Annotated in this window: 21 protein-coding genes; 6 read left to right on the forward strand and 15 right to left on the reverse strand. The window is 66.6% G+C overall.

Features of this window, described 5'->3' with window-relative positions; translation table 11 throughout:
• Positions 1 to 24: 24 nt before the first annotated feature.
• The 14 genes from A3M1_RS0114680 to A3M1_RS26910 form a co-directional block, all read right to left on the reverse strand.
• Positions 25 to 420, reverse strand: a complete 396-nt coding sequence (locus A3M1_RS0114680) for a hypothetical protein (protein ID WP_018389741.1) — start codon at positions 418 to 420, stop codon at positions 25 to 27.
• A 15-nt stretch (positions 421 to 435) separates the two neighbouring features.
• Positions 436 to 1,131 (reverse strand): hypothetical protein, encoded by a 696-nt coding sequence (locus tag A3M1_RS0114685; protein ID WP_018389742.1) that lies wholly within the window; start codon positions 1,129 to 1,131, stop codon positions 436 to 438.
• 2 nt (positions 1,132 to 1,133) lie between these two features.
• A complete protein-coding gene (locus A3M1_RS0114690) occupies positions 1,134 to 3,080 on the reverse strand; it encodes a phage tail length tape measure family protein (protein WP_020561370.1) in 1,947 nt (648 codons plus the stop codon).
• A complete protein-coding gene (locus tag A3M1_RS0114695) occupies positions 3,074 to 3,691 on the reverse strand; it encodes a hypothetical protein (RefSeq protein WP_198291135.1) in 618 nt (205 codons plus the stop codon). The genes A3M1_RS0114690 and A3M1_RS0114695 overlap by 7 nt, the downstream gene beginning before the upstream one ends.
• A gap of 15 nt (positions 3,692 to 3,706) precedes the next feature.
• Positions 3,707 to 5,308 carry a terminase large subunit gene (locus tag A3M1_RS0114700; RefSeq protein ID WP_018389744.1) on the reverse strand — a complete coding sequence of 534 codons (1,602 nt, stop codon included), beginning with the start codon at positions 5,306 to 5,308 and terminating at the stop codon, positions 3,707 to 3,709.
• 2 nt (positions 5,309 to 5,310) lie between these two features.
• Positions 5,311 to 5,745 carry a phage terminase small subunit P27 family gene (locus A3M1_RS0114705; RefSeq protein ID WP_018964071.1) on the reverse strand — a complete coding sequence of 145 codons (435 nt, stop codon included), beginning with the start codon at positions 5,743 to 5,745 and terminating at the stop codon, positions 5,311 to 5,313.
• On the reverse strand, positions 5,733 to 6,089 hold the full coding sequence (locus tag A3M1_RS0114710) for a hypothetical protein (protein WP_018389746.1): 357 nt from the start codon (positions 6,087 to 6,089) through the stop codon (positions 5,733 to 5,735). The genes A3M1_RS0114705 and A3M1_RS0114710 overlap by 13 nt, the downstream gene beginning before the upstream one ends.
• A gap of 7 nt (positions 6,090 to 6,096) precedes the next feature.
• On the reverse strand, positions 6,097 to 6,705 hold the full coding sequence (locus tag A3M1_RS0114715) for a hypothetical protein (protein ID WP_018389747.1): 609 nt from the start codon (positions 6,703 to 6,705) through the stop codon (positions 6,097 to 6,099).
• A gap of 203 nt (positions 6,706 to 6,908) precedes the next feature.
• Complete coding sequence (locus A3M1_RS0114720) at positions 6,909 to 7,340, reverse strand: hypothetical protein (protein ID WP_018389748.1); 432 nt, start codon at positions 7,338 to 7,340, stop codon at positions 6,909 to 6,911.
• Positions 7,341 to 7,382: 42 nt separating this feature from the next.
• Entirely contained in the window at positions 7,383 to 8,588 is a 1,206-nt protein-coding gene (locus A3M1_RS0114725) for a phage major capsid protein (RefSeq protein WP_018389749.1), read from the reverse strand.
• Between the two features lie 3 nt (positions 8,589 to 8,591).
• On the reverse strand, positions 8,592 to 9,095 hold the full coding sequence (locus A3M1_RS0114730; RefSeq protein WP_018389750.1) for an HK97 family phage prohead protease: 504 nt from the start codon (positions 9,093 to 9,095) through the stop codon (positions 8,592 to 8,594).
• Entirely contained in the window at positions 9,095 to 10,246 is a 1,152-nt protein-coding gene (locus A3M1_RS0114735) for a phage portal protein (protein ID WP_245261685.1), read from the reverse strand. Before A3M1_RS0114735 ends, A3M1_RS0114730 begins: the two co-directional genes overlap by 1 nt.
• A gap of 236 nt (positions 10,247 to 10,482) precedes the next feature.
• Positions 10,483 to 10,860, reverse strand: a complete 378-nt coding sequence (locus tag A3M1_RS0114740) for a hypothetical protein (protein ID WP_018389752.1) — start codon at positions 10,858 to 10,860, stop codon at positions 10,483 to 10,485.
• Entirely contained in the window at positions 10,844 to 11,638 is a 795-nt protein-coding gene (locus A3M1_RS26910) for a hypothetical protein (RefSeq protein WP_245261686.1), read from the reverse strand. The genes A3M1_RS0114740 and A3M1_RS26910 overlap by 17 nt, the downstream gene beginning before the upstream one ends.
• A 453-nt stretch (positions 11,639 to 12,091) precedes the next feature.
• Here A3M1_RS26910 and paoA point away from each other — a divergent pair, with 453 nt between their 5' ends.
• The 6 genes from paoA (at position 12,092) to A3M1_RS0114775 (ending at position 17,899) form a co-directional block, all read left to right on the forward strand.
• On the forward strand, positions 12,092 to 12,754 hold the full coding sequence (paoA, locus tag A3M1_RS0114750; RefSeq protein WP_026221328.1) for an aldehyde dehydrogenase iron-sulfur subunit PaoA: 663 nt from the start codon (positions 12,092 to 12,094) through the stop codon (positions 12,752 to 12,754).
• Entirely contained in the window at positions 12,751 to 13,701 is a 951-nt protein-coding gene (locus A3M1_RS0114755; protein WP_018389755.1) for a xanthine dehydrogenase family protein subunit M, read from the forward strand. The genes paoA and A3M1_RS0114755 overlap by 4 nt, the downstream gene beginning before the upstream one ends.
• Positions 13,702 to 13,704: 3 nt before the next feature.
• Entirely contained in the window at positions 13,705 to 15,915 is a 2,211-nt protein-coding gene (gene paoC, locus A3M1_RS0114760; protein ID WP_018389756.1) for an aldehyde oxidoreductase molybdenum-binding subunit PaoC, read from the forward strand.
• A 153-nt stretch (positions 15,916 to 16,068) separates the two neighbouring features.
• Positions 16,069 to 17,004, forward strand: a complete 936-nt coding sequence (locus A3M1_RS0114765; protein ID WP_018389757.1) for a glyoxylate/hydroxypyruvate reductase A — start codon at positions 16,069 to 16,071, stop codon at positions 17,002 to 17,004.
• Between the two features lie 77 nt (positions 17,005 to 17,081).
• Positions 17,082 to 17,249, forward strand: coding sequence for a hypothetical protein (locus A3M1_RS26730; RefSeq protein WP_018389758.1), 168 nt, complete (start codon positions 17,082 to 17,084; stop codon positions 17,247 to 17,249).
• Between the two features lie 59 nt (positions 17,250 to 17,308).
• A complete protein-coding gene (locus tag A3M1_RS0114775; RefSeq protein ID WP_018389759.1) occupies positions 17,309 to 17,899 on the forward strand; it encodes an SCO family protein in 591 nt (196 codons plus the stop codon).
• Here A3M1_RS0114775 and A3M1_RS0114780 read toward each other — a convergent pair.
• Entirely contained in the window at positions 17,844 to 19,787 is a 1,944-nt protein-coding gene (locus A3M1_RS0114780; RefSeq protein ID WP_018389760.1) for a glycosyltransferase, read from the reverse strand. The two genes, A3M1_RS0114775 and A3M1_RS0114780, sit on opposite strands and share 56 nt — an antisense overlap.
• Positions 19,788 to 19,951 lie beyond the last annotated feature (164 nt).

Raw genomic sequence — 19,951 nt, forward strand, 5'->3', positions numbered from 1 at the left:
CATATTAGCGATAGTGCAGCTTACTCACTCTCCAGAGCCGCCTTTACCAACCTCGCCGGCCGCCCACAAGATTGCCGCCCGCAGCGCGACAAGATCCGGCGCATTCACCAGCCGTTCGGCCATCTCTGGCGAATAGGCGATCACCTCGCCCCCGTCGCCGGTCAGGTTCTCCCATCCCAGCAGGATGCCACCGAGGATCGTCGCGCCCGTCACGGCCGACGCCTGCGCCTCCGTGAGCCCTTCGGATGGCGTCGGTACTACCGACCCCATCCCGGCCAGAGCCGCCTTCTGCGCGGCGCGGGCGCTTGTGCTGGTGATGCCCCGCACCTTGAGCCGAAGGTCGCCGAAACCGGGGATATCATTCACCCAGCCGCCGCCCTCGATGCGGGCGGCATGGGTGCGGATGGTGGAGAGGTTCATGACGCGCCTCGATTATCAGGTCAGAAACTTGGGCGCGGGCGCCGCCAGGGCGCGCGCTGCGACGGCCTCGGCCGTGTCGCCGACGGCGTCAGGCCAAACGAGTATATTCTTGCGCTTCACGCCATCGTCGGTGATCGTGACAAACTCGCCCGCCCCGCCCGAAATACACTTTCCGTCATGGAGGGCGCTGGCGCGGCGACGCGCATTGAGCACCCGGCGGGCAAACTCCACCGGCTTCAAGATCGCGATGTTCTTGAGTATCTCCGCATCCGTGAACGGGCGGATGGCGCCACCGATGGCGCAGGGACCGATGCAAACCCCGGCATCGGCGATCTGGAAGGCCGGGCGGCCGGGCGCCTCCAGCGTGTCGATGATCGCTCCGGCCCATTCCCGCCGGCTCTCCGACCAGCCGGCGAACAGCACCTGAATATGGGCATTATCGCCGAGCCGCGCGGCCCCAAAGGGCAGCCAAAGCCGCAGGATGTCCGGAAGGGCAATCACCGCATAATCGAAGTCAGCATGAGCCGGCAGCCACTCGGCGACAAACCGCGCGCCATCCCCCGACCCCATGGCCATCCATCCGAAGAGGTGGCCGCCCGGCGTGTGTATCTTCGACGCGAAGCGGCTCAAACGCCCGACCTCATCGGCGACGGCGGTATCGGCGAAGAGGATCACGCCGCCCCGATGCACGACCTGATTGATGATCGTCATGATCAAACCTCCACAGCGATCATAAGGGCCGCTTGCGGCGCCACCGGTAGGGGCGAACGGGCAGTCTGCGCCCGGTCAAAGGCGATGTCGTCCATCAGCTGCTTGCGGGCATATTCCGCCGTCAGGCCGGCGATGGCCTCGGCATTGCCACGGATCTCATCGGCCTCGGAGGAAAGCAGGCTGATGCCCCGCGAGCGCATATCCTGCTCGGCCTGAAGCCGAGCGACGAGCTTGCCCCGCTCCGCCTCGTTGGTGCCGATCAGCCGGGTTTCCAGCTCCAGCGCCTCGATCTGCGCCCGCTGGTCCTGCAACAGGTCCGCCGCGCCCTGACCGCGCCGCAGCTTGTTGCCGTCCGCGCCGTACTGGCTGCCGATGGCGGCAAGGCTGCGCTGGTGTGCTTCGTTGGCCAGGTCGTAATCGGCCTGCGCCGCGTTCGCATCCTTCAGCAGGGCGATCTGCTTGCCATAGGCATCATTCTCGCGAGCGAGTGCCGCCTCGCGGGGCGACAACCCGGCAACGATAGAGGACCGGGTGTAGGCTTCGAGCGAGGTCTTGGCCCTGTCCTGCGCATCCGTCAGGCCGGTGACGGCATCGCGGGCACGCTGCGCATTCGCCTCAAGCTGCGCGGCGCGGGCAGCTATGGCGCCCTCGGAACCGCCGAGGGCGGCGGACTTCGCCAGAGCGTTGGCCAGATTGCCGTCAATGGCGGCGAGCGAGGAAATCACCTTCTGCTGCGCCGCGAGGGCGGGCACCAGGTCGGTGATCGCCTTCACGCTATCGGCATAGGTGCGGAGAGACGGCACGCCGTCGCTCGCCGCCCCGCTGAGAGCCTGGAGCGCCGCAGCTGCGCCGGGGAGCGCGCGGGCCGTCTTGCTGGCCTCATCGGTCAACGCCAGCAGTTCGTCGGCAAGCTGGCGCATCCGGCCATTGCCGGGGTTCGCGGCGGCGAGGGCGTTCACCGCCTCGCGAAACTCGGTGATCTTCGGCGTCCCGGCCGCGATGGACGTCGTCAGGTCGTCGATCTGCTGTTTGAAGGGTGCGAAGCGTGCGTCCGCGCTGAAAAGCGGCTGATCGAAACCGTTGGCGATCTGGCCATAGGCTTCGGGGCGCTGCGCCTGCACGCTGGTGCCGAGTTGACTGAGCAGCGCCTGAGACTGGTTTGCCAGCTGCTCCCGCAGCGCGGCGGCGCTCTGCTCGGCGGCGCGCCGGAGGATGGCGTTAGATTCCTCGGCGTAGTCGCGGGCGGCCGCTGTGGCATCGCCGTAGCGGTCGCCGATCCGGCCGATGATGTCCTCATGTGCCTTGAACACGTCCTCGGTTGACTTGGCGCCATCGCCAACCGTCGAGAAGAACCACGTAGCCGCCGCCCCGGCGCTGGCGAGGCCCAGTACGGCGAGATTGAGCGGGTTGGTGACGAAGGCCATCAGGCCGGCGCCGAGCGCACCCAAGGCCCCCTTGAGGCCCCTGTCGCCAAGCTGGCCAGCGAGTTGCCCGCCCTGCTGGATGATCGGCAGGAACAGACCGCCGCCGCCGGCAATCTGGGCGCCCAGGTCCATGAACTGCGCACCCATGAGGCCGACCTCATGAGTGGCGAGCTTGGTGTTGTCGTTCACCCCCTTGATCTGATCGGAGACGCCGCCATACCGGGCATGCGCCATGGAGAGCAACTGGTTCTGCCGCTCCACTGTTATGAGGCCGTCCGCCCGCGCGGCGGCCAGGTCGCGCGTTGCCTTCTCCAGATGCTTGCTGGCGGTATAACCAGTATCGAGCGTCCGGTTCCAGCGCTCCAGCGAGCGGCCCACGCTGGCGGTGGAGCGCTCGAGGCGCTCACCAGCTGCCACGACGGCATCATCCGCTCTGGCGAGGCCATCAAGCTTATCCGTAGCCTGATCAACGCCGTTGACGGTCGCCTTGATATCAATCTCTCGAACTTCCCGAAGCGCTACCATGAGCGATCTCCTGCGATGACGATGGCGGGAACGCGGGCGGCTCGCTCACGAGCGCGGGCACGGGAGCGCCCCGACGAAACGGGCGGATGCAGGCCAAACTCCTGCGGCGTCCGAAATGTGAACTTGACGGAAGCGACGTCGCGAAACCGCGCATTGGCAAGGGCTGCAACGGCCTCATAGATGCCGGCCGGCCCATAGTGCTTCTCCAGCCGGCGCGCGTAGGGCGCGACCGACAGGAACACATATTCATCGGCCGGCGGCACCTTCCCGCCGGGCTCGATCTCCCGCCCGCCGGCATAAAACCTGTGCGAGCGCTGATATTCGCCGGTCACGAAGGGTGAGTGCTGCACCAGCATGTCACCGATCCACTCGAACACCCGACCGAGTCCGCCGTCGAAGCGAAAGATGATCCGGCCCGGCAGGTTGACGCTTTCGAGCGACGCGCCGGTGTGGCCATCAACGATCTGCTCATAGGTCGGTTCGCGCCCGGTGGCCTGCCGGTTGGCTTGCACGCCATCAGCGAGCCGCTGCCGCGCGAAGTCCGCCACCATCCGCTTCTGCGTGGCTGGCGCCAGGTCTCGCGCCACGATGGCCTCAACGATGGATCGCATGGAGCGGGACGCCATCTACATCACCATGAGTTCGGGCGACCACTCGTCGCTTTCGTAGATGCTCGCCCCGCCCTCTGCGCTCGCTCGGGCAATGGCCATGGCGCATGCCACGGCGCCGTCGATCCGGTCGCGGCTCTTACCCTTGTGGAACATGCGGTTGCCGGCGCTGTCGGTGTGGACGGCTATGTTATCGAAGCACCAGCGCAGCACCGGGTGGCCACCATGGGCCATCTGGCGGCCGACAACGGCGCGCTCCAATTCCTTGACGGCCGGCGCCATCGTCACCCAGCCCTGCCGCATCTCCACGGCCGGCAGGCCATCGTCGAGCAGGTTGTTCATGACGTTGCGCGCGAGGTGCGGATCGAAGGCGATCTCCTGCACGTTGAAGCGAGCGCACAGGTCGCGGATCGTGTCTTCCACGGTGCGGAAGTCGACGACGTTGCCGGGCGTCGCGATAATGAAGCCCTGCTCGGCCCAGGTCGGATAGGGCACGCCGTCGCGGTCGGCGCGGGCGCGCAGATTGTCTTCCGGACAGAAGAACCAGGGATGGACGATGTAGCCGCCGGCCTCGTTGCGCCAGGCGGCGACGACGGCGGTGAGGTCGTGATTGCTGGAGAGGTCGACACCAAGCCAGCAGGGCAAGCCCTCCAGCGCATCGAGGTCCACCGGCTCGACTCCGGCGTCGTACACGTCCATGTCGACGAACGGGTCGGCGGAGTGATCGAGCCAGATATTGAGGTTGAGCTGGCGGAAGGCCTCGCGGTCGCCGATCCGGCGCTGTCCCTCGCGGGCGAGTTGGCGAAGGCCTTCAAGGTCCGGGTAGCCATAGGCGAGGCCGGGGTTCACCCGGTGCCAGACGGCCTCGTCGGTCCAATCGCAATCCCGGTCCGCCTCGAACATGATCGGCAGGATCGAGGGATCGTCGACCTCTCCGCGCGCCACGCGGCGGGCATCGTCTACGATATCCCAAGCGACGTTCTCCTGGCCTCGGCCCGCCGTGGTGGCGACGACGAGGAGCGAACCCTTCTGTTTCACGAGGCCGGAGCGCAACACGTCCCATAGCTCGCGCTTTGGCCAGGCATGCAGCTCGTCGGCGAGCACAAAGGCCGGCGTCCGTCCGTGCTGGGTGCCTGCATCGGCCGAGATCGCCTCATAGAACGAGCCGTCACGCGGGAAGGTGAGGCGGTTGCGATAGTCGACGACGCGCGTGTTTGAAGCCGCAGCCGGCACCGTGCGGACAATGCCCAGCGCCTCCGCAAAGGCGAGCCTCGCCTGCTTGCGGTCAGCAGCCGCCGAGATCACCTCGCCGCCCGGCACCCGCTCCGGCCCGATCGTGTGCAGCAACGCCAGCGCGGCCGCGAGCGCGGTCTTGCGGTTGCCGCGCGGAAGCAGCAGCACGACGGTCTTGACGATGCGCGTGCCGTCTTCATGGCGCGGCCCGTAGATCCGGCGCACGATACGCTCTTGCCACGGGTCCAGCTTGAACGGCCGCCCCGGCAAGGTGCTCTTGGGATGGCGCAGCATGGCCAGCCAGCGCACCGCGCGCGCCCCGTACCTCATCGGGTCGGGGATTTCGCTGCCGTCGAAGATCCATTCAGGATAAGTCGAGCGCGCCATGGTCAGAAGTCCACGTCGAACAGGCTGGACTGGCCGGAATTCCCCTCACCACCACGCGCCGCCGGCCGAGAGCGACTGACCGGCGTCAGCCCCAGCTCGCCAGCGAGCAAGCGAGCCTGTGTCTGGGCATCGGAGGAGATTGCGACGGCCGGGTGCTTTTTCGGCCCGGTCTTGCTCTGGTAGATCATGCCTTCGGCGTTGATGATCCGTTCCGCCTCGGCCGCCCGGCCTACCGCAACGCAATAGTTCACCAGCGTCGCGATGTCGGTCACGGTAAGGGTGCGGCGTTCCTCGATCAGGATCGGCGCCACGCGGTTCCACTCGGCCCGCGCGTCTTCCGAGAGCCAGTCCGGGGGATCGAGCGGCTCACGCACCGGTGAGGAGCCGGGAGCGATGGCGAAGGGCTTGGCACCGCGCATGAAGATTACCTCTCCCATGGCGGCGACACCGCCCCGGTCTTCGTCCGCTGCTCCCGCTGGACGTCCTTCGCATTGCAGGCCCTGCAGCCCGGCAGCCAGTTCGATTGCGACATGCGCAGATCCGGCCGCAGGCGGATGCTGATCTTGTGGCGCACGAGAACGGCCGGCTGGCCACAAGTGCAGCGCCGGTGCTCTTTAAGAAACGCGGAGGCGAGGCGCTGGTATTCGGTGTCATAGCCACGCTCCCGCGCGGACGGCCGGCGCTGGTCGTATTGAGCCTTGCGCTTGGCCTCGCAGGGGCAGCGCTCGCTGGAGGCGACACGATGGCCGCAGCCGCAGATACGTGGTGCGCGAACCGGCATAAACACCTCACGCGAAGCCCGGCAGCCGGTACGGCGCCAGGAGGTCGGTGACGTCGGCGGGAAGCGCCGAAGGCAGGCCATAGGTGGATGAGGCGATACCCTCGACATCCTCGCTGCGCACCGTCTGGTCCCGGCCGCGCGTCAGGAAGGCGTTGCGCACCGCGAGGATGGCCGCGCGCTCGATGTCTTCGGGAAGGCCACGCCCCTCGGCATCCGGCAGAATAAACCCGGCGCTATAATCGACCACGACGCGACCAGGCGACCAGGCGAACCGGGCGCCGGACGTGGTGAGGCGGTAGAGCGTGCCGGCGCCGGGATCGACCTCATACAGTGAAGGCTCCAGCGCGCCGGCCTCTGTGGTGACTGAGACAATCACCGCGATTGGGAAGCGCGCCAGGATCAGCGCAGCGGACGGTGTCGTCAGATGGAACGTCTCGCGCACGCCCTCGCAGGCAAGGCTGCGCCCGCACCAGCTCTCGATCGCCCGGCTTATGTGGGTGATGAGGGAGCGAAGATATGCCTCATGCTGAGCGCCGATCTCCATGCCGAGCTCAGCGGTCACTGCCGGAAGCGTAGTAAGATCGCGGCCGGCGGCAGGCGTAATCACGATAAGCATTTTGGCTCTCCTGAGAGTGGGCGGACGCAGCCTCTCGCTGCGCCCGCCCGCGAGCCCTTGGCCGGCACTGATGCCCGGTTGGTGCTCGCGACCTTCCCCGCCTTGCCTCCCATCTGAAGCTCCTGCGAGCCGGGCGCCGGAGAGGCGGGGTTTCCGTTGTTGGGCAGGCCGCTACATGCCCTCAGAGAACGGCGCCCAAGGATTCACGCCACCGGACGGTCGCGGGCGTGGCCCTGGATGACGGTGGCGGAAAGCGGCGTGGCGGTGCCGTGCGTGCCGGAGAAGTCCGCCAGCAACTTCAGGTACCGCTTGTTGCCGACATAACCGACGCGGGTGATCGTGGGCGCAGCGTGGGCGGCGATAAGCGAGCGGACGATGCCGCCGGCGCCGACACTGGCGACGCCCTGCACGTCGTCGATGGTGACGGCGGCATAGGTCGCATCGTCATCGCTGTGCGTCAGCTTGAACTCGATCTTGTTCGCGCCGCTGAAAGTGATGCCGCCGACGCCGACATGGATCGCCAGCATGGCGGAATCGAACCCCTTGCGGTCGATGGCCGCCGGGGTGTTGTCCGCCGCATAAGCGGCCGGCGGGACGGCCTCGACGACGGCGATATTCGAGATGATGTCGCGCATGGGATGTTCCTCCGGGGAGCGCGTGAAAGGGATTGGCGACCGTCAGGCCGCCATCTTGAGCTTGCGGAGCGCGCGGGCCTGCACGACGCCGGCGCCGGTGCGGCGGGTGGCATGAATGCGGGTGATGCCCTCGGTGGCGCGCAGGTACGGGTTGACGAGGATGGACAGCGCCAAGCGGTCGACGATCCGGTAAGCGGTCGCGAAGTCGCCGAACAGGACGGGATAGGCGCTCGCCGCCACGTCGGGCATGTCGATCGCTTCCACCACCGGGCGGCCGAGGATCATCTCCGGCTGGCCGGCCTGATAGCTCGGCTGCCAGAGATAGTTGCCCTGACCGTCCTTCATGGTGCGCAGCTTGGCGAGGGTGCCGCCATTCATCAGCCAGGAACCGCGCGAGCGGTAGGACGCCGGCAGCGCGTACATCAGGGCGATCAGCTGGTCGGCCGAGAGGTTCGTCGCATGGCCGTTCAGCGTCTCGGCGATGCCGGCTCCGGTCAGCAGGCCTTCCGGCTCGAGGATGCCATTGCCGGAGACGAAGGCGAGGCCTTCCTTCTGGCCGAAGTCCTCGGCGAGGGCGAGATTGATCTCCGCCTCGGCGGTGCCGCCGCTGTCGGCGAGCAGCTGGTTGGACACGTCCACATAGGTGTTCACCTCGCGGATCGGGATCTCAACCTGACCGAAGGCGGGCTCGCTACCCTCCTGCGCCTGCGTCTCGCCCTTCCACTTGGCATTCGTGATGCCGGTGCGCTTGGGGTAGCTGACCGCCGGGGCGACCGTGGCGCGCACGGTGGCGAGCGTGCGGATCGGCGAGAACTCGGTAATGTCGCGGATGAACTCGGCCGACATCTCGGTCGGCGCGAGATAACCGCCCTGCGTGTCGCTGGAGACAGTCAGCACCTTCAGCTCGGCATCGGGGGCGCGGTCGCCATGGCGGAGATAGGCGCCGAACGCCTTCTGCTCGATGCTGGTTTCGCCCTTGGTCTCCGCGCTGCCGCCGGGGCGGTTGATCTTCGCCTCGATCTTGTCCAGGCGCTCCACCAGCTTCGCCGCTGGGTCGTCCTTCTTGTCGTCCGGTTTGCCGCCCTTGGTCTCCAGCGCGGCGATGCGCTCGCCGAGTGCCTTCTGGCCATCGGTGACGGTCTTGGTGAGATCGCCGAGCGCCTTGGTGACGATCTCATTCGGATCGTCGTTCTCGCCCTTCAGGACGATCGCGCCGGGCGCCAGCGTGTGCATGCAGGTGTGCTTCATCGGTCAGCTTCCTTTGATGGCCGCTTCAGCGCGGCGGAGGGATTCGGCGAGCCGGAAGGCGTCCGCCGCAGACTTGGCGCCAGTGATCCGCGCGCCGGGGTGCATGGGCGCCGTGACGAGCGACACCTCGAAAAGATCGAGCGCCGTGATGGTGCGGCCGCCACCGGTGCGCGCCACGGCCTTGCGGGTGATGAAGCCGATGGAGAGGCCACCGACCGCGCCGGCCTTCACCAGGGCGCGGACCTCGCGGGCGCGCGGCATATCGTCGATCAGCATGTGACCTTTGAGGGCGAGGCCGGCGCCGGTCTCCTGCGCTTCGGTCCACACGCCAACGGGATCGTTCAGGTTGTGGCCGAACAGCATCGGCAGCGGAAGCTTGAGGCCCTTGAAGGCGCCCGGCTCGATCATGTCGCCGAGGCGATCGGGCGCGCCGAACTTCCACGCAAGGCCGGAGATAAGGCCGGCATCGTCGGCGAGGATCTTGGTCTCGATGAAAGCGTGCTCCATCAGGCGGCGACCTCGGCAGGGGCGCCGCCGGGCTGGCTGGAGCCGGTATTGGGATTGGCGTATTCCTCGCCGCCGGGGCGCGGCGGCAGGTCGATCCAGTCGCGGCCCTCATTCGGGTTGAGCACCCGCGAGGAGATCAGCGAGGCGATGGCAGTGGCGCGCTCGGTGAGGCTGGCGCGGGTGAGGTCGTCGCGGTCGAAGGCCACGCGGTACTCGCGCCGCTCCTCCGCCGTGAACAGCGCCCGGCGCAGGGCGCCCTCAAAGGCGCGCAGCCACGGCTCCAGCGAATAGGTCAGGAACTCCTTGCCCATCTGCTCGGAGTTCGACCAGGTGGCGCGATCCAGCTCGTAGAGCATCGAGGGCGGAACACGGAAGGCGCGGGAGATCTCGACGATCTGGAATGTGCGCAGCTCCAGAAACTGCGCATCGGTCGACGCCAGGGTGAGCTGCGTATACTCCGCCCCGCCTTCAACGATGGCGGTGCCGCCGGACTTGCCGCCACCATGGGCGAACTGCCAGGCCTCCCGGATGCGCTTCAGAGCCTCCGGCGAGGTACGATCCTTAAGCGACAGCACGCCGGACGGGCGGGCACCGTCACGGAACAGCCGGCCAGCGTGCTGCTCCATCGTCTTCGCCACGCCGATCGCATCCGCAGCCAGCGAGAGCGGGCACCGCGCGAAGGGCGAGCGCAGATGCACCACGTCGTCCGCCGACACCGGCACATTGTTGATACGGAAGCTCGGCTCCAGCCGGCCATCGCCGGAGTAGTCGACCGTGAAGTGCGCCGGCTCATAGCGCACCAGCTCGATCACCCGCCCGTCGACCTTGTTCGCCAGGGCGAGAGCGCCCTTGTCGCTCACCAGCGCCGCCGCGATCATGTCCCGCACGAACTCAAAGCTGCAGGTCCAGTCGTTCGGGCGGGCCGCGAGGAGCGCCGCGACGGGATGGTCGGAGGCATCAACCTCGGCACCGCCGACGCGGCGCATGATCTTCAGGTCGAGACAGGCCGCCGCCTCCGACAGCAAGCGGATCGCCGAGGCCACCGCCGGCACGGTCAGCGCCTGTGCCGCGCCGACCGACAAGCCGGACGGCAACGCGCCGAAGATCGCCTGCAGATCCGCATCCGGCGCCGCCAGGCTCTTGGTCGTCATGCCGAACCAGTTTTTGACCGTCGCGAACACTGCAGAAAACCCTCGATTTCAATCTAAACAACTGATCAAAAAGCCTATTTCGGCTCTATCACGCGCGAGGCACCCCAGACGGTCCCGGCCCCGTTGGGGCAAGTCGTCGACCACCCCCCCGGTGAGGAGGGCACCGTGCCGGATTATGGGGAGCGTGTTTTCCATCCCCATTTTATGAGCCTCGCGGCGCGGACGGCACCAGCCGGCTACTTGCGCAAACTCGCGCGTTTTTGCGCAGGCTGGGGCATGCGCTCCTCGATCCACGCCAGCCATTCCGGCGAGATGATCTCGATGGTGTTCGCCTCTTCGCCCGGCTTGTGCTGCCACTCGCGCGTCAAGCCGATCTGCCTTGCCAGCCGCAAGGCATCCTCGACGACATGTCGGCTGAGGCCTGTCAGCACCATCAGGTCGCGCCGGGACACCACGGCGCGGCGGATGCGCGGCAGTTTCTTCACCAACGCCTCCAGAACGACATTCTGGCCATGGGTGAAGATGGGTCGATAAGCAGGTGGCAGAGCCGTTACGGTCGTTTCGGCACGGCGCCGCCCCCGCCCGCGCTTCAGGAGTTCAGCGGTCCCGGTCATTGCATGTCCTCGCTGGGTTCAGATGATCCTTAGCCGGTGCGAACGGCCCTCCCTCTGCTCTTCTTTCGAAGGCAATCTTTCTTTCTGTGCTCATCGTGGGGCGCAGAATTTTGGACGCGGAAAGCGTTTTGCACCCTGTCGGCCGGTGAGCCGTCGGCCCTCGCTTCAGCCAGGTGCGCCATTCCGGCGAGACGATCTCGACGACGTTGGTGAGGTTCTTCTGGCCTGGGCGCGGCCGGGAGATCACACGCACCAGCCCCAGCCGCTTCGCCTCATTGATCGCATTGCGGGCCGTGGTGCGGCACACGCCGGCGAGTGCCGCGATCTTGTCGAGCGGGAGGTCGCACCGGCCGTGATGCTTTACCTCGCCCGCGATGACCGCCAGGGCCGAGCGCTGGCCCTCCGTGAAGTGGTTCGCCAGATGGCGTGGCATAGGTGACATGCTGGCGAGTTCTCGCCGACGGCGCAGAGAGGCCTCTCGGTCAGGCGAGCGCTGCAGCCTGCGAGGCTGGAAGCGTTTGATCAGTGCAGCGCCGACGGAATCGGGTGCATGCGGCGACCGTCGAGTGCGGCGACTTTGCGCAAGGTCCGACAATGCCTGCGCTTCAGTGTCCGATAGGGCACCTTTTCCATGAGCCTGCCATACCGACTTCATGGCGAGGTCGATCGACGTCATGTCGCCGCCAACGATCAGGCGTTCGAACCCGCAGAACGCGCGTGAGCGGGTGGCCGGCATCATAACGAGCCCCCCGTGCCAGTCCCTGAGCAGACTTCCCATGCTATCCCTCCTCGGGTAGCAATGGGGAACGTGGGTGTTAGTAGCTCACGCCGTGCTTGGGCTTCCCAAGCTGCATACGAGGGTTCGATTCCCTTCGCCCGCTCCAGCGCCCGCCACTGATGTCGGCAGCCGCTCGCGACCACGGCGCTCGCTCCTTACCCGTTCCGCTCCACCCGTCGCCTCCGTCACGTCCACAAGCGATCGTGAAGATGTCGGATGTCGAGCTAAATTTTGGAGTGATTCCAGAAACTTCGCTGAACCGATGCCGCAAGGCGGTCGGCTTGTCGCGGTGGCGTCGGGAACTCATCGATCGGGCTGGCATTGCCTCCCTGACCAAGGCGGGGACGCGCCCCGAGGGAGTGATCGCACCGGAGCAGACCGGAATATGTCCGGTGAGCATGGGACATGCGGCCTTCTCTCGCAGCAATTTGGATACCCAAACACGGATCACCCATGCAGCGAACTCCCGAAACCGGACTGTCACGACGCGATTTGCTCGCGGCCGGGGCTGTCACCGTCGCCGCAACCACCGCTGGGCGCAGCGCGCAAGCCGAAGGCGCGCGCGAGATCTCGCCGGCGAATGAGGCTATCGCGGCGGAGGCGACGCAGATGGCCGTCAGCTTCACCGTCAACGGTACGGTCAGGGAACTGCACGTCGACACACGCACCACGCTGCTCGAGGCGCTGCGCGAGCATCTCCACTTGACCGGCACAAAGAAAGGCTGCGATCACGGCCAGTGCGGGGCTTGCACCGTGATGGTCGATGGCCTGCGCATCAACTCTTGCCTGACGCTGGCCGTCATGCATGAGGGCGACGCCATCACCACGATCGAGGGGCTCGGGCAGCCCTGCGATCTGCACCCGATGCAAGCCGCTTTCGTTGCGCATGACGGCTATCAATGCGGGTATTGCACGCCGGGTCAGATCTGCTCGGCGGTGGCGGTCCTCAACGAGATCGAGGCTGGGATTCCAAGCCATGTCACTGGCGATCTCACCGTCGCGCCCGAAGCCTCAGTCGATGAGCTGCGGGAGCGCATGAGCGGCAATATCTGCCGCTGCGGAGCCTACTCCAACATCATCGACGCCATTTCAGACGTTTCGAGGAGCCCCGCATGAGGCCCTTTACCTATGAGCGCGCCGCTACTCCGGCTGCGGCGGCTGCGGCGGCTGCGCGCACGCAGGGGGCCCGGTTCATCGCCGGTGGCACGAACCTGCTGGACCTGATGAAGCTGCAAATCGAAACGCCGCCCCATCTGATCGACGTCAATGAGCTGGGGCTCGACACTATCGAGGCCACGGAGCAGGGCGGCCTGCGCATCGGGGCGCTCGTCAGCAATACCGATCTGGCAGCGGATCAACGGGTGCGGCGGGACTATGAGCTGCTGGCCCGCGCCCTGCTCACCGGTGCCTCGGGGCAATTGCGAAACAAGGCCACCACTGCCGGAAACCTGCTCCAGCGCACACGCTGCCCCTATTTCTATGATACGGCCCAACCCTGCAACAAGCGCAAGCCCGGAAGTGGCTGTGCTGCCATCGGCGGCTTTACCCGCCAGCTGGCGATCATTGGAGCCAGCGAGGCCTGCATTGCTACCCATCCCAGCGACATGGCGGTAGCCTTGCGGGCGCTGGACGCGACGGTCGAGACGGTGCAGGCGGATGGTTCCGCCCGCGCCTTTCCCATCGCCGAATTCCATCGTCTTCCCGGCGATACCCCGCATGTCGAGACCGCGCTGGAGCCGGGAGAGCTGATCACAGCCGTTGTCTTGCCGAAGCCTCTCGGTGGGCGCCAAATCTATCGCAAGGTGCGCGACCGCGCGTCCTACGCCTTCGCGTTGGTCTCTGTCGGTGCCGTCCTGCAGCCGGACGGATCGGGCCGCGTCGCGCTCGGTGGTGTTGCCCACAAGCCGTGGCGTGTCGAGGCGGCCGAAAGAGAAATGCCGCGCGGGGCGAACGCCGTCGTCGGGCCGTTGCTGGCGGGCGCGCGACCCACGCGTGAGAACGCCTTCAAGATCACGCTCGTCGAGCGCACGCTCGCGTCGATCCTCGTCGAGGCAAGGGGCTGAGCCATGAAATTCGATTCCCCCGCCGCCGCCAATCCGATCGACCGACTGAAAGTGATCGGCCGGCCGCTCGACCGCATCGACGGCCCACTCAAGACCACCGGGACGGCGCCCTATGCCTATGAGCGGCACGATATCGTCGCCGATCCCGCCTATGGCCATGTGATCGGCGCCACTATCGCCAAGGGCCGCATCACCGCGATGGACCTGTCGGCGGCGGAACGCGCGCCTGGCGTGCTGGCTGTCGTCACGGCCCAGAATGCCGGCGCGCTCACGAAGGGTAATTACAACACCGCCCATTTGCTTGGCGGGCCCGCTATCCAGCACTACCATCAGGCGGTCGCTCTCGTGGTAGCGGAGAGCTTCGAGCAGGCCCGCGCCGCGGCTCACCTCGTGCGTATCGACTATAAGGCCGAGCCCGGCAGCTTCGATCTTTACACAGCAAAGGGCGCCGCCACTGCGCCCGAGCCCACCGACCTAACCGGGCCGATCGACACCCATATCGGCGATTTTCCCCGCGCCTACGCGCAGGCTGCCGTGCGGCTGGACGAGACATATACGACGCCGGACCAGTCCCACGCGATGATGGAGCCACACGCAACGCTTGCCCGCTGGGAGGGGGACCGGTTGACCGTCTGGACCTCCAACCAGATGGTTGCCTGGTCGACAGGCGAGCTTGCCACCACGCTGGGCCTGCCGCCGGAAAAGGTTCGCCTCATTTCCCCCTATATCGGCGGCGGCTTCGGCTCGAAGCTGTTCCTGCGCGCCGATGTGGTGCTGGCTGCGCTTGGCGCCCGGGCGGCGGGCCGTCCCGTCAAGGTCGCGCTGCAGCGCCCACTGATCGCCAATAATACCACCCATCGCCCGGCCACTATCCAGCGCATCCGCCTCGGCGCTGAACGCGACGGCACGATCAGCGCCATCGGCCACGAGAGCTGGTCCGGCGATCTGGAGGGCGGCGGGCCGGAAACGGCGGTCGGTCAGACCCGCCTGCTCTATGCCGGTGCCAACCGCATGACCTCCATGCGCCTCGCCGTGCTCGACCTGCCCGAGGGCAACGCCATGCGCGCGCCGGGCGAGGCGCCGGGCCTGATGGCGCTGGAGATCGCCATGGACGAGATGGCGGAAAAACTTGGTATCGATCCGGTCGAGTTCCGCATCCGTAACGACACCCAGGTTGACCCGGAGCATCCCGAACGGCCTTTTTCGGCGCGGCCCTTCGCGCAATGCCTGCGCCTCGGGGCGGAGCGTTTCGGATGGGATCGACGCAACGCCCGCCCGGGCCAGATCCGCGACGGCCGCTGGCTGATCGGCCTGGGCATGGCTGCAGGCTTCCGCAACAACCTGCTGGCAAAATCCGGTGCGCGTGTGCGGTTGGATAGCCGGGGAATCGTGACTGTCGAGACCGACATGACCGATATCGGCACTGGCAGCTACACCATCATCGCCCAGACCGCTGCCGAGATGATGGGCGTGCCCATGGATCAGGTGCAGGTGGTGCTTGGCGATTCCAGCTTTCCCGTCTCTGCCGGCTCGGGCGGCCAGTGGGGCGCGGCCAGTTCCACTGCCGGTGTCTACGCCGCCTGCATGAAGCTGCGCGAGGAGGTAGCGCGCAAGATGAGCTTCAATTCGGCGGATGCGGAGTTCGTCGATGGTGAAGTTCGGGTCGGTAATCGCTCCGCCAAGCTTCGGGCTGCGGCGGCCGAAGGCGATCTCGTCGCCGAGGACAGCATGGAATATGGCGACATTGCCGAGAAGATGCAGCAGTCCACCTTCGCCGGCCATTTTGTCGAGGTGGCGGTGGATAGCGCGACGGGGGAGAGCCGCATCCGCCGCATGCTCGCCGTCTGTGCCGCCGGGCGTATTCTTAATCCGAAATCAGCTCGCAGCCAGGTGATCGGCGCCATGACCATGGGGGCCGGCGCGGCGCTGATGGAGGAACTGGCGGTGGATACGAAACGTGGCTTCTTCGTTAATCACGACCTTGCCGGCTATGAGGTGCCAGTGCACGCTGACATTCCCCACCAGGAGGTGGTCTTCCTCGATGAGACCGACCCGATGTCGACGCCGCTGAAGGCCAAGGGCGTGGGGGAGCTTGGCATATGCGGCGTCGGTGCGGCAGTGGCCAACGCGATTTACAACGCTACCGGCGCGCGCGTGCGTGACTACCCCATCACGCTTGACAAGCATCTCGACCGCTTGCCCGAGATCGCCTGACGCGCCGTTTTTCTGCCGGTGGTCGCCGTGGTCTCGATCGCTGGCGCCTCTTCCGACGGGAGGCGGGGCTGAGCCCGCTTTCTTGGTGTCGTCCCAACCCGTTAGGATAGTTCCGCCTGGCGAGTCGGCGGGCGGGAAAATGGGAGAAGGTGCGTGAGCGGGGAGGCCCTGGTCTTTTACAGTGCGGTGGACAATGCGCAGGAATGGCGGGCGGCGCTCACCGCTGAGCTTCCCGATCTCGACGTGCGGATCGCTCCTGACATCGGTGACCCCGCTCACATTCGCTACGCACTGACCTGGGTCCCGCCGGCTGGTTTCTTCGCGCTCTTTCCCAATCTGCAGCTCGTGGTGAATCTCGGTGCCGGCGTGGATGCGCTGATGAAGCGCGACGACCTCGTGCCGGTGAAGTTCGCTCGCCTCAACGATCCCGGCATGGAGGCTATGATGGCGAGCTATGTCATCTTTGCCGTCACCCGCTACGCCCGCGACATCCCGGTTTTCGAGCGCGCCAAGCGGCAGGGGGAGTGGGACTATGTCCATCCCCGCCCGCTGTTCGAGATCAAAGTTGGTGTGCTGGGGCTGGGCGAGCTCGGCGCCGCATCGGCGAAGGCATTGGCGGCAATGGGCTTCTCGGCCACGGGATGGTCGCGGAGCCCGAAGGATATTCCTGGTGTCACTGCGCTCACTGGCCGCGATGGGCTGGAGCGCGTGCTCTCAGAGAGCGAGATTGTCGTCTGCCTGGTTCCGCTGACGCCGGACACCCATCATTTGCTTGGCGCCACTGAACTGGCCCTCATGCAGAAAGGCGCCAAGCTGGTGAATGTGTCGCGCGGGGCGCTGGTGGATGAGGCGGCGCTGGTCGAGGCGCTGCGATCCGGCCAGCTCGCCGAGGCGACGCTCGACGTGTTCGAGACCGAGCCGCTGCCCAAGGATCACGCGCTCTGGGCGCTCGACAATGTGCTGATTACCCCGCATGTCGCGAGCATCACGGTGCCGGCCCTGGCCGCGCGCGATGTGGCGGAGAGCATTCGCCGCGTGCGTCAGGGCATGCCGCCGCTGCACGAGGTGGATCCGCGCCGCGGATACTGAGGTGTTGACCGGCCAGGCGTTGCGCGAAAGGCTCTCACCTGCGCCATTCGTGCTACGCTGAAGCGAGGGAGAAACCAATGGCGGGATCGATGGCGAAAGTGGCATCTTCGCGTGGGAGCTTCTGGAATTGGGGGGCGGGCATCGCCGCGCTCCTTGTCATCTGTGCGGCGATCGGCCTGTGGGCGCGTCACGGTGCGACCGTTTTCTTCGACATGCTGACGGCCGGGCTGGCCTATTGCTTGTGAGCCTGTGATTTGTCCGTGGCGGCGTCCGATGCGGCCTCGCCGAGCCTTGCTGTGGTGCCATGTCCAACCGTCGTGTTCTGCTGCTCCTCGCTGCCTTCGTCGTCGGTGCCGTCGTCATCGTCGCCAGCGCTCTTGCGCTGCTCCCGCCCGGACCGGGCACCGTGTCGAACCAGGTGACGATCGGTGGCCCCTACCAGCTTGTTGCCCAAGACGGGCAGGTGGTGACGCAGGAAACCTACGCAGGCAGTCCAACCCTCGTGTTTTTCGGCTTCACCCACTGCCCCGACATCTGCCCCACGGCGCTCTATGAGATGTCGCAACTCTTCGAGGCATTGGGCCCCGATGCCCGCAAGGCAACCGGACTGTTCATCACCGTCGACCCCGAGCGGGACACGCCAGAGGTGCTAAAGGCCTATCTCGGGAGCTTTCACCCGAGCATACAGGGGCTAAGCGGCACACCGGAGCAGATCGCCGCCGTCACGCGGGCTTATCGCGCCTATGCCAAGAAGGTGCCGACCCAAGGTGACGACTACACGATGGACCACACGGCCATCGTTTATCTCATGGACAAAGATGGGCGGTTCGTCGCCCCATTCAACCTAAAGCGGCCCCCAGAGGAGGCCGCGGCCGAACTGCGCCGCTACCTCTGACCCTCACGGCTGGCCGCAACCGCTGCCGCCTGCGCGAGGTGCGCGCCAGCCCGTGTTCGGTCTTTTCCCAGCGTGAGGGAGCTACCACCAGCTCGATCAGGGCGCGCCAGGCGGCGGCCGACATCATCAGCCAGTAGAGTGGCATCAGCGCCGCAACGCGGGCGATGCCCGGGATGCCTCGTCGGCGCATGCCCATCAGGGTGGACAGCACCACGCCCAGCAGCCCCGCGAGCAGTACGCAGAACCAGATGGCGTCGAGCATGGCCGCCATAACGGAGGGGTTCTTGGCCGGCTCCCTCATCACATTCAGCAGCAGGGAAACCACCAGTACCGGATGGAGCAGCGCGGCCGCCGTACCGCTGCCGAGCAGGAAAAGTAGAGTCAGCGTTCCCGGCCATCCAGCGGTACGGGTCATAAGCAGCGGCTGGCGCGCATGCACTAGCAGGGTCTGCATCCATCCTTTGTACCAGCGCGTGCGTTGGCGCATCCAAGAACCGAGCCGACGCGGTGCTTCCTCGTCCGTTGCCGAGGCTATGATTTCGGTTCCCCATCCCGCTCGGGCGAGGCGGACGCCAAGATCGGCATCCTCAGTGACGTTGAAGGGATCCCAGCCGCTGACGGCATCAAGGGCGGCGCGCCGGAAATGGTTCGATGTTCCGCCGAGAGGCAGTGGCAGCCGGCAGCGGCCAAGCATGGGCAAGACGACGTCGAAATAGCCGGCATATTCGGCGGCGAACTGTCGGGGAATCCAGCCATCGGCAAGATTGTCGATGACGAGGCGCGCCTGCACGCAGCCGATGCGCTCGTTCCCCCTAGCTCTGAGAGCGGTGCAGACCTGCCGCAACTGCAGCGGATCGGGCACATCCTCGGCATCATAGACGCCGACCACAGAGCCGCGGGCAAAAGGAAGGGCGGCATTCAGCGCCTTCGGCTTGGTGCGTGGTCCGACACCGGGCGCGACGATTACCTCGAAGCCCGGCCGACGGGCGTGAAGGGCCACTGCGGTCGCCGTCGATGCGTCATCGGCTTCGATGACCAGGAGCACCTGCAGTTTCTCCCGGGGGTAATCGAGAGCGTCCAGGGCATCGACCAACTGCGGCACCACCCGTGCCTCGCGATAGAGCGGGACGATCAGGCTGTAATTGGGTAGCGACCCGTCGTCGCGGGCGGGGCGAGGTGGGAACTGCGGCGCGATCGTGCAGGCGGCGAGTTTCAACGTCGCGCTGCCGACGAGCATGAGAGCCACCAGTCCAGGCAGGACCCACGCGCCGAAGAAGGAGGTTGTCGTCGTCGTCAGGAAAAGGGCTGCTAGGGCAAAGGCGGCAAAGCCGAAGAGAGAGCGGGATGCGGTCAGCGTTCCTGCCGACATTTTGGGCTGGCAATCTCGCAACTGGAAGGCGGCGCGCCAGCCAAGCTGCCGCGCAAAGTGCACACGCACGAAGTTTGCCAGCCGCTCGGGTGTGGTCAGGCTCATCCGGCCGCGCAGCTCCGGCCGCTCGTCGAGTGTCGTGGCTAGACGGCGCAGCCGCAGCCCGCGGGCGGCGGCGACGAGCCGCCCGTCTTGAGTTCGCATCACGCCGCTGCGCAGCATGGCGACGACGTCCTTGGCGCTTACTCGTCCAAGCTCGGCGAAAAAGGCGGTGTCGAGCGGCTCAAAGCGAACGCCAAGCTCGCGCGCCGCCGCCTGGGCAAGGTCGTCGGGCGAGACATAACCGGCGGCGAGCAGCGTCTCGTCGAGGCCTACTCCGATCCGGCTTGCCCGGCGCAGCGCATGATGCAGAACGGAAGGGGCCAGCCGGTGTGCTATGCCGGAAGCCTCGACGGGGATGTCACCCGCGTGCAGCGCCTCAGGCGGGCCGGAAAAGCGCCCGCGCACCATGTGTGTCATGCGGCAGCCCCCTCGCCTAGTGGACACCAAGACGGTAGAACATCGCGGTGGCGCGGCAGCTGCCAAACCCAGCGCGAGGCGAGTGTGCGGTATTTTAGTCCGGTAGTTAAGCCCTGTTCGCTGACGGCCTTTGCCTGCGCCGCCGCACTGGCGCTGCCGTTGAA

This window comes from Ancylobacter sp. FA202, from assembly GCF_000380205.1.
Lineage (GTDB): Bacteria > Pseudomonadota > Alphaproteobacteria > Rhizobiales > Xanthobacteraceae > Ancylobacter.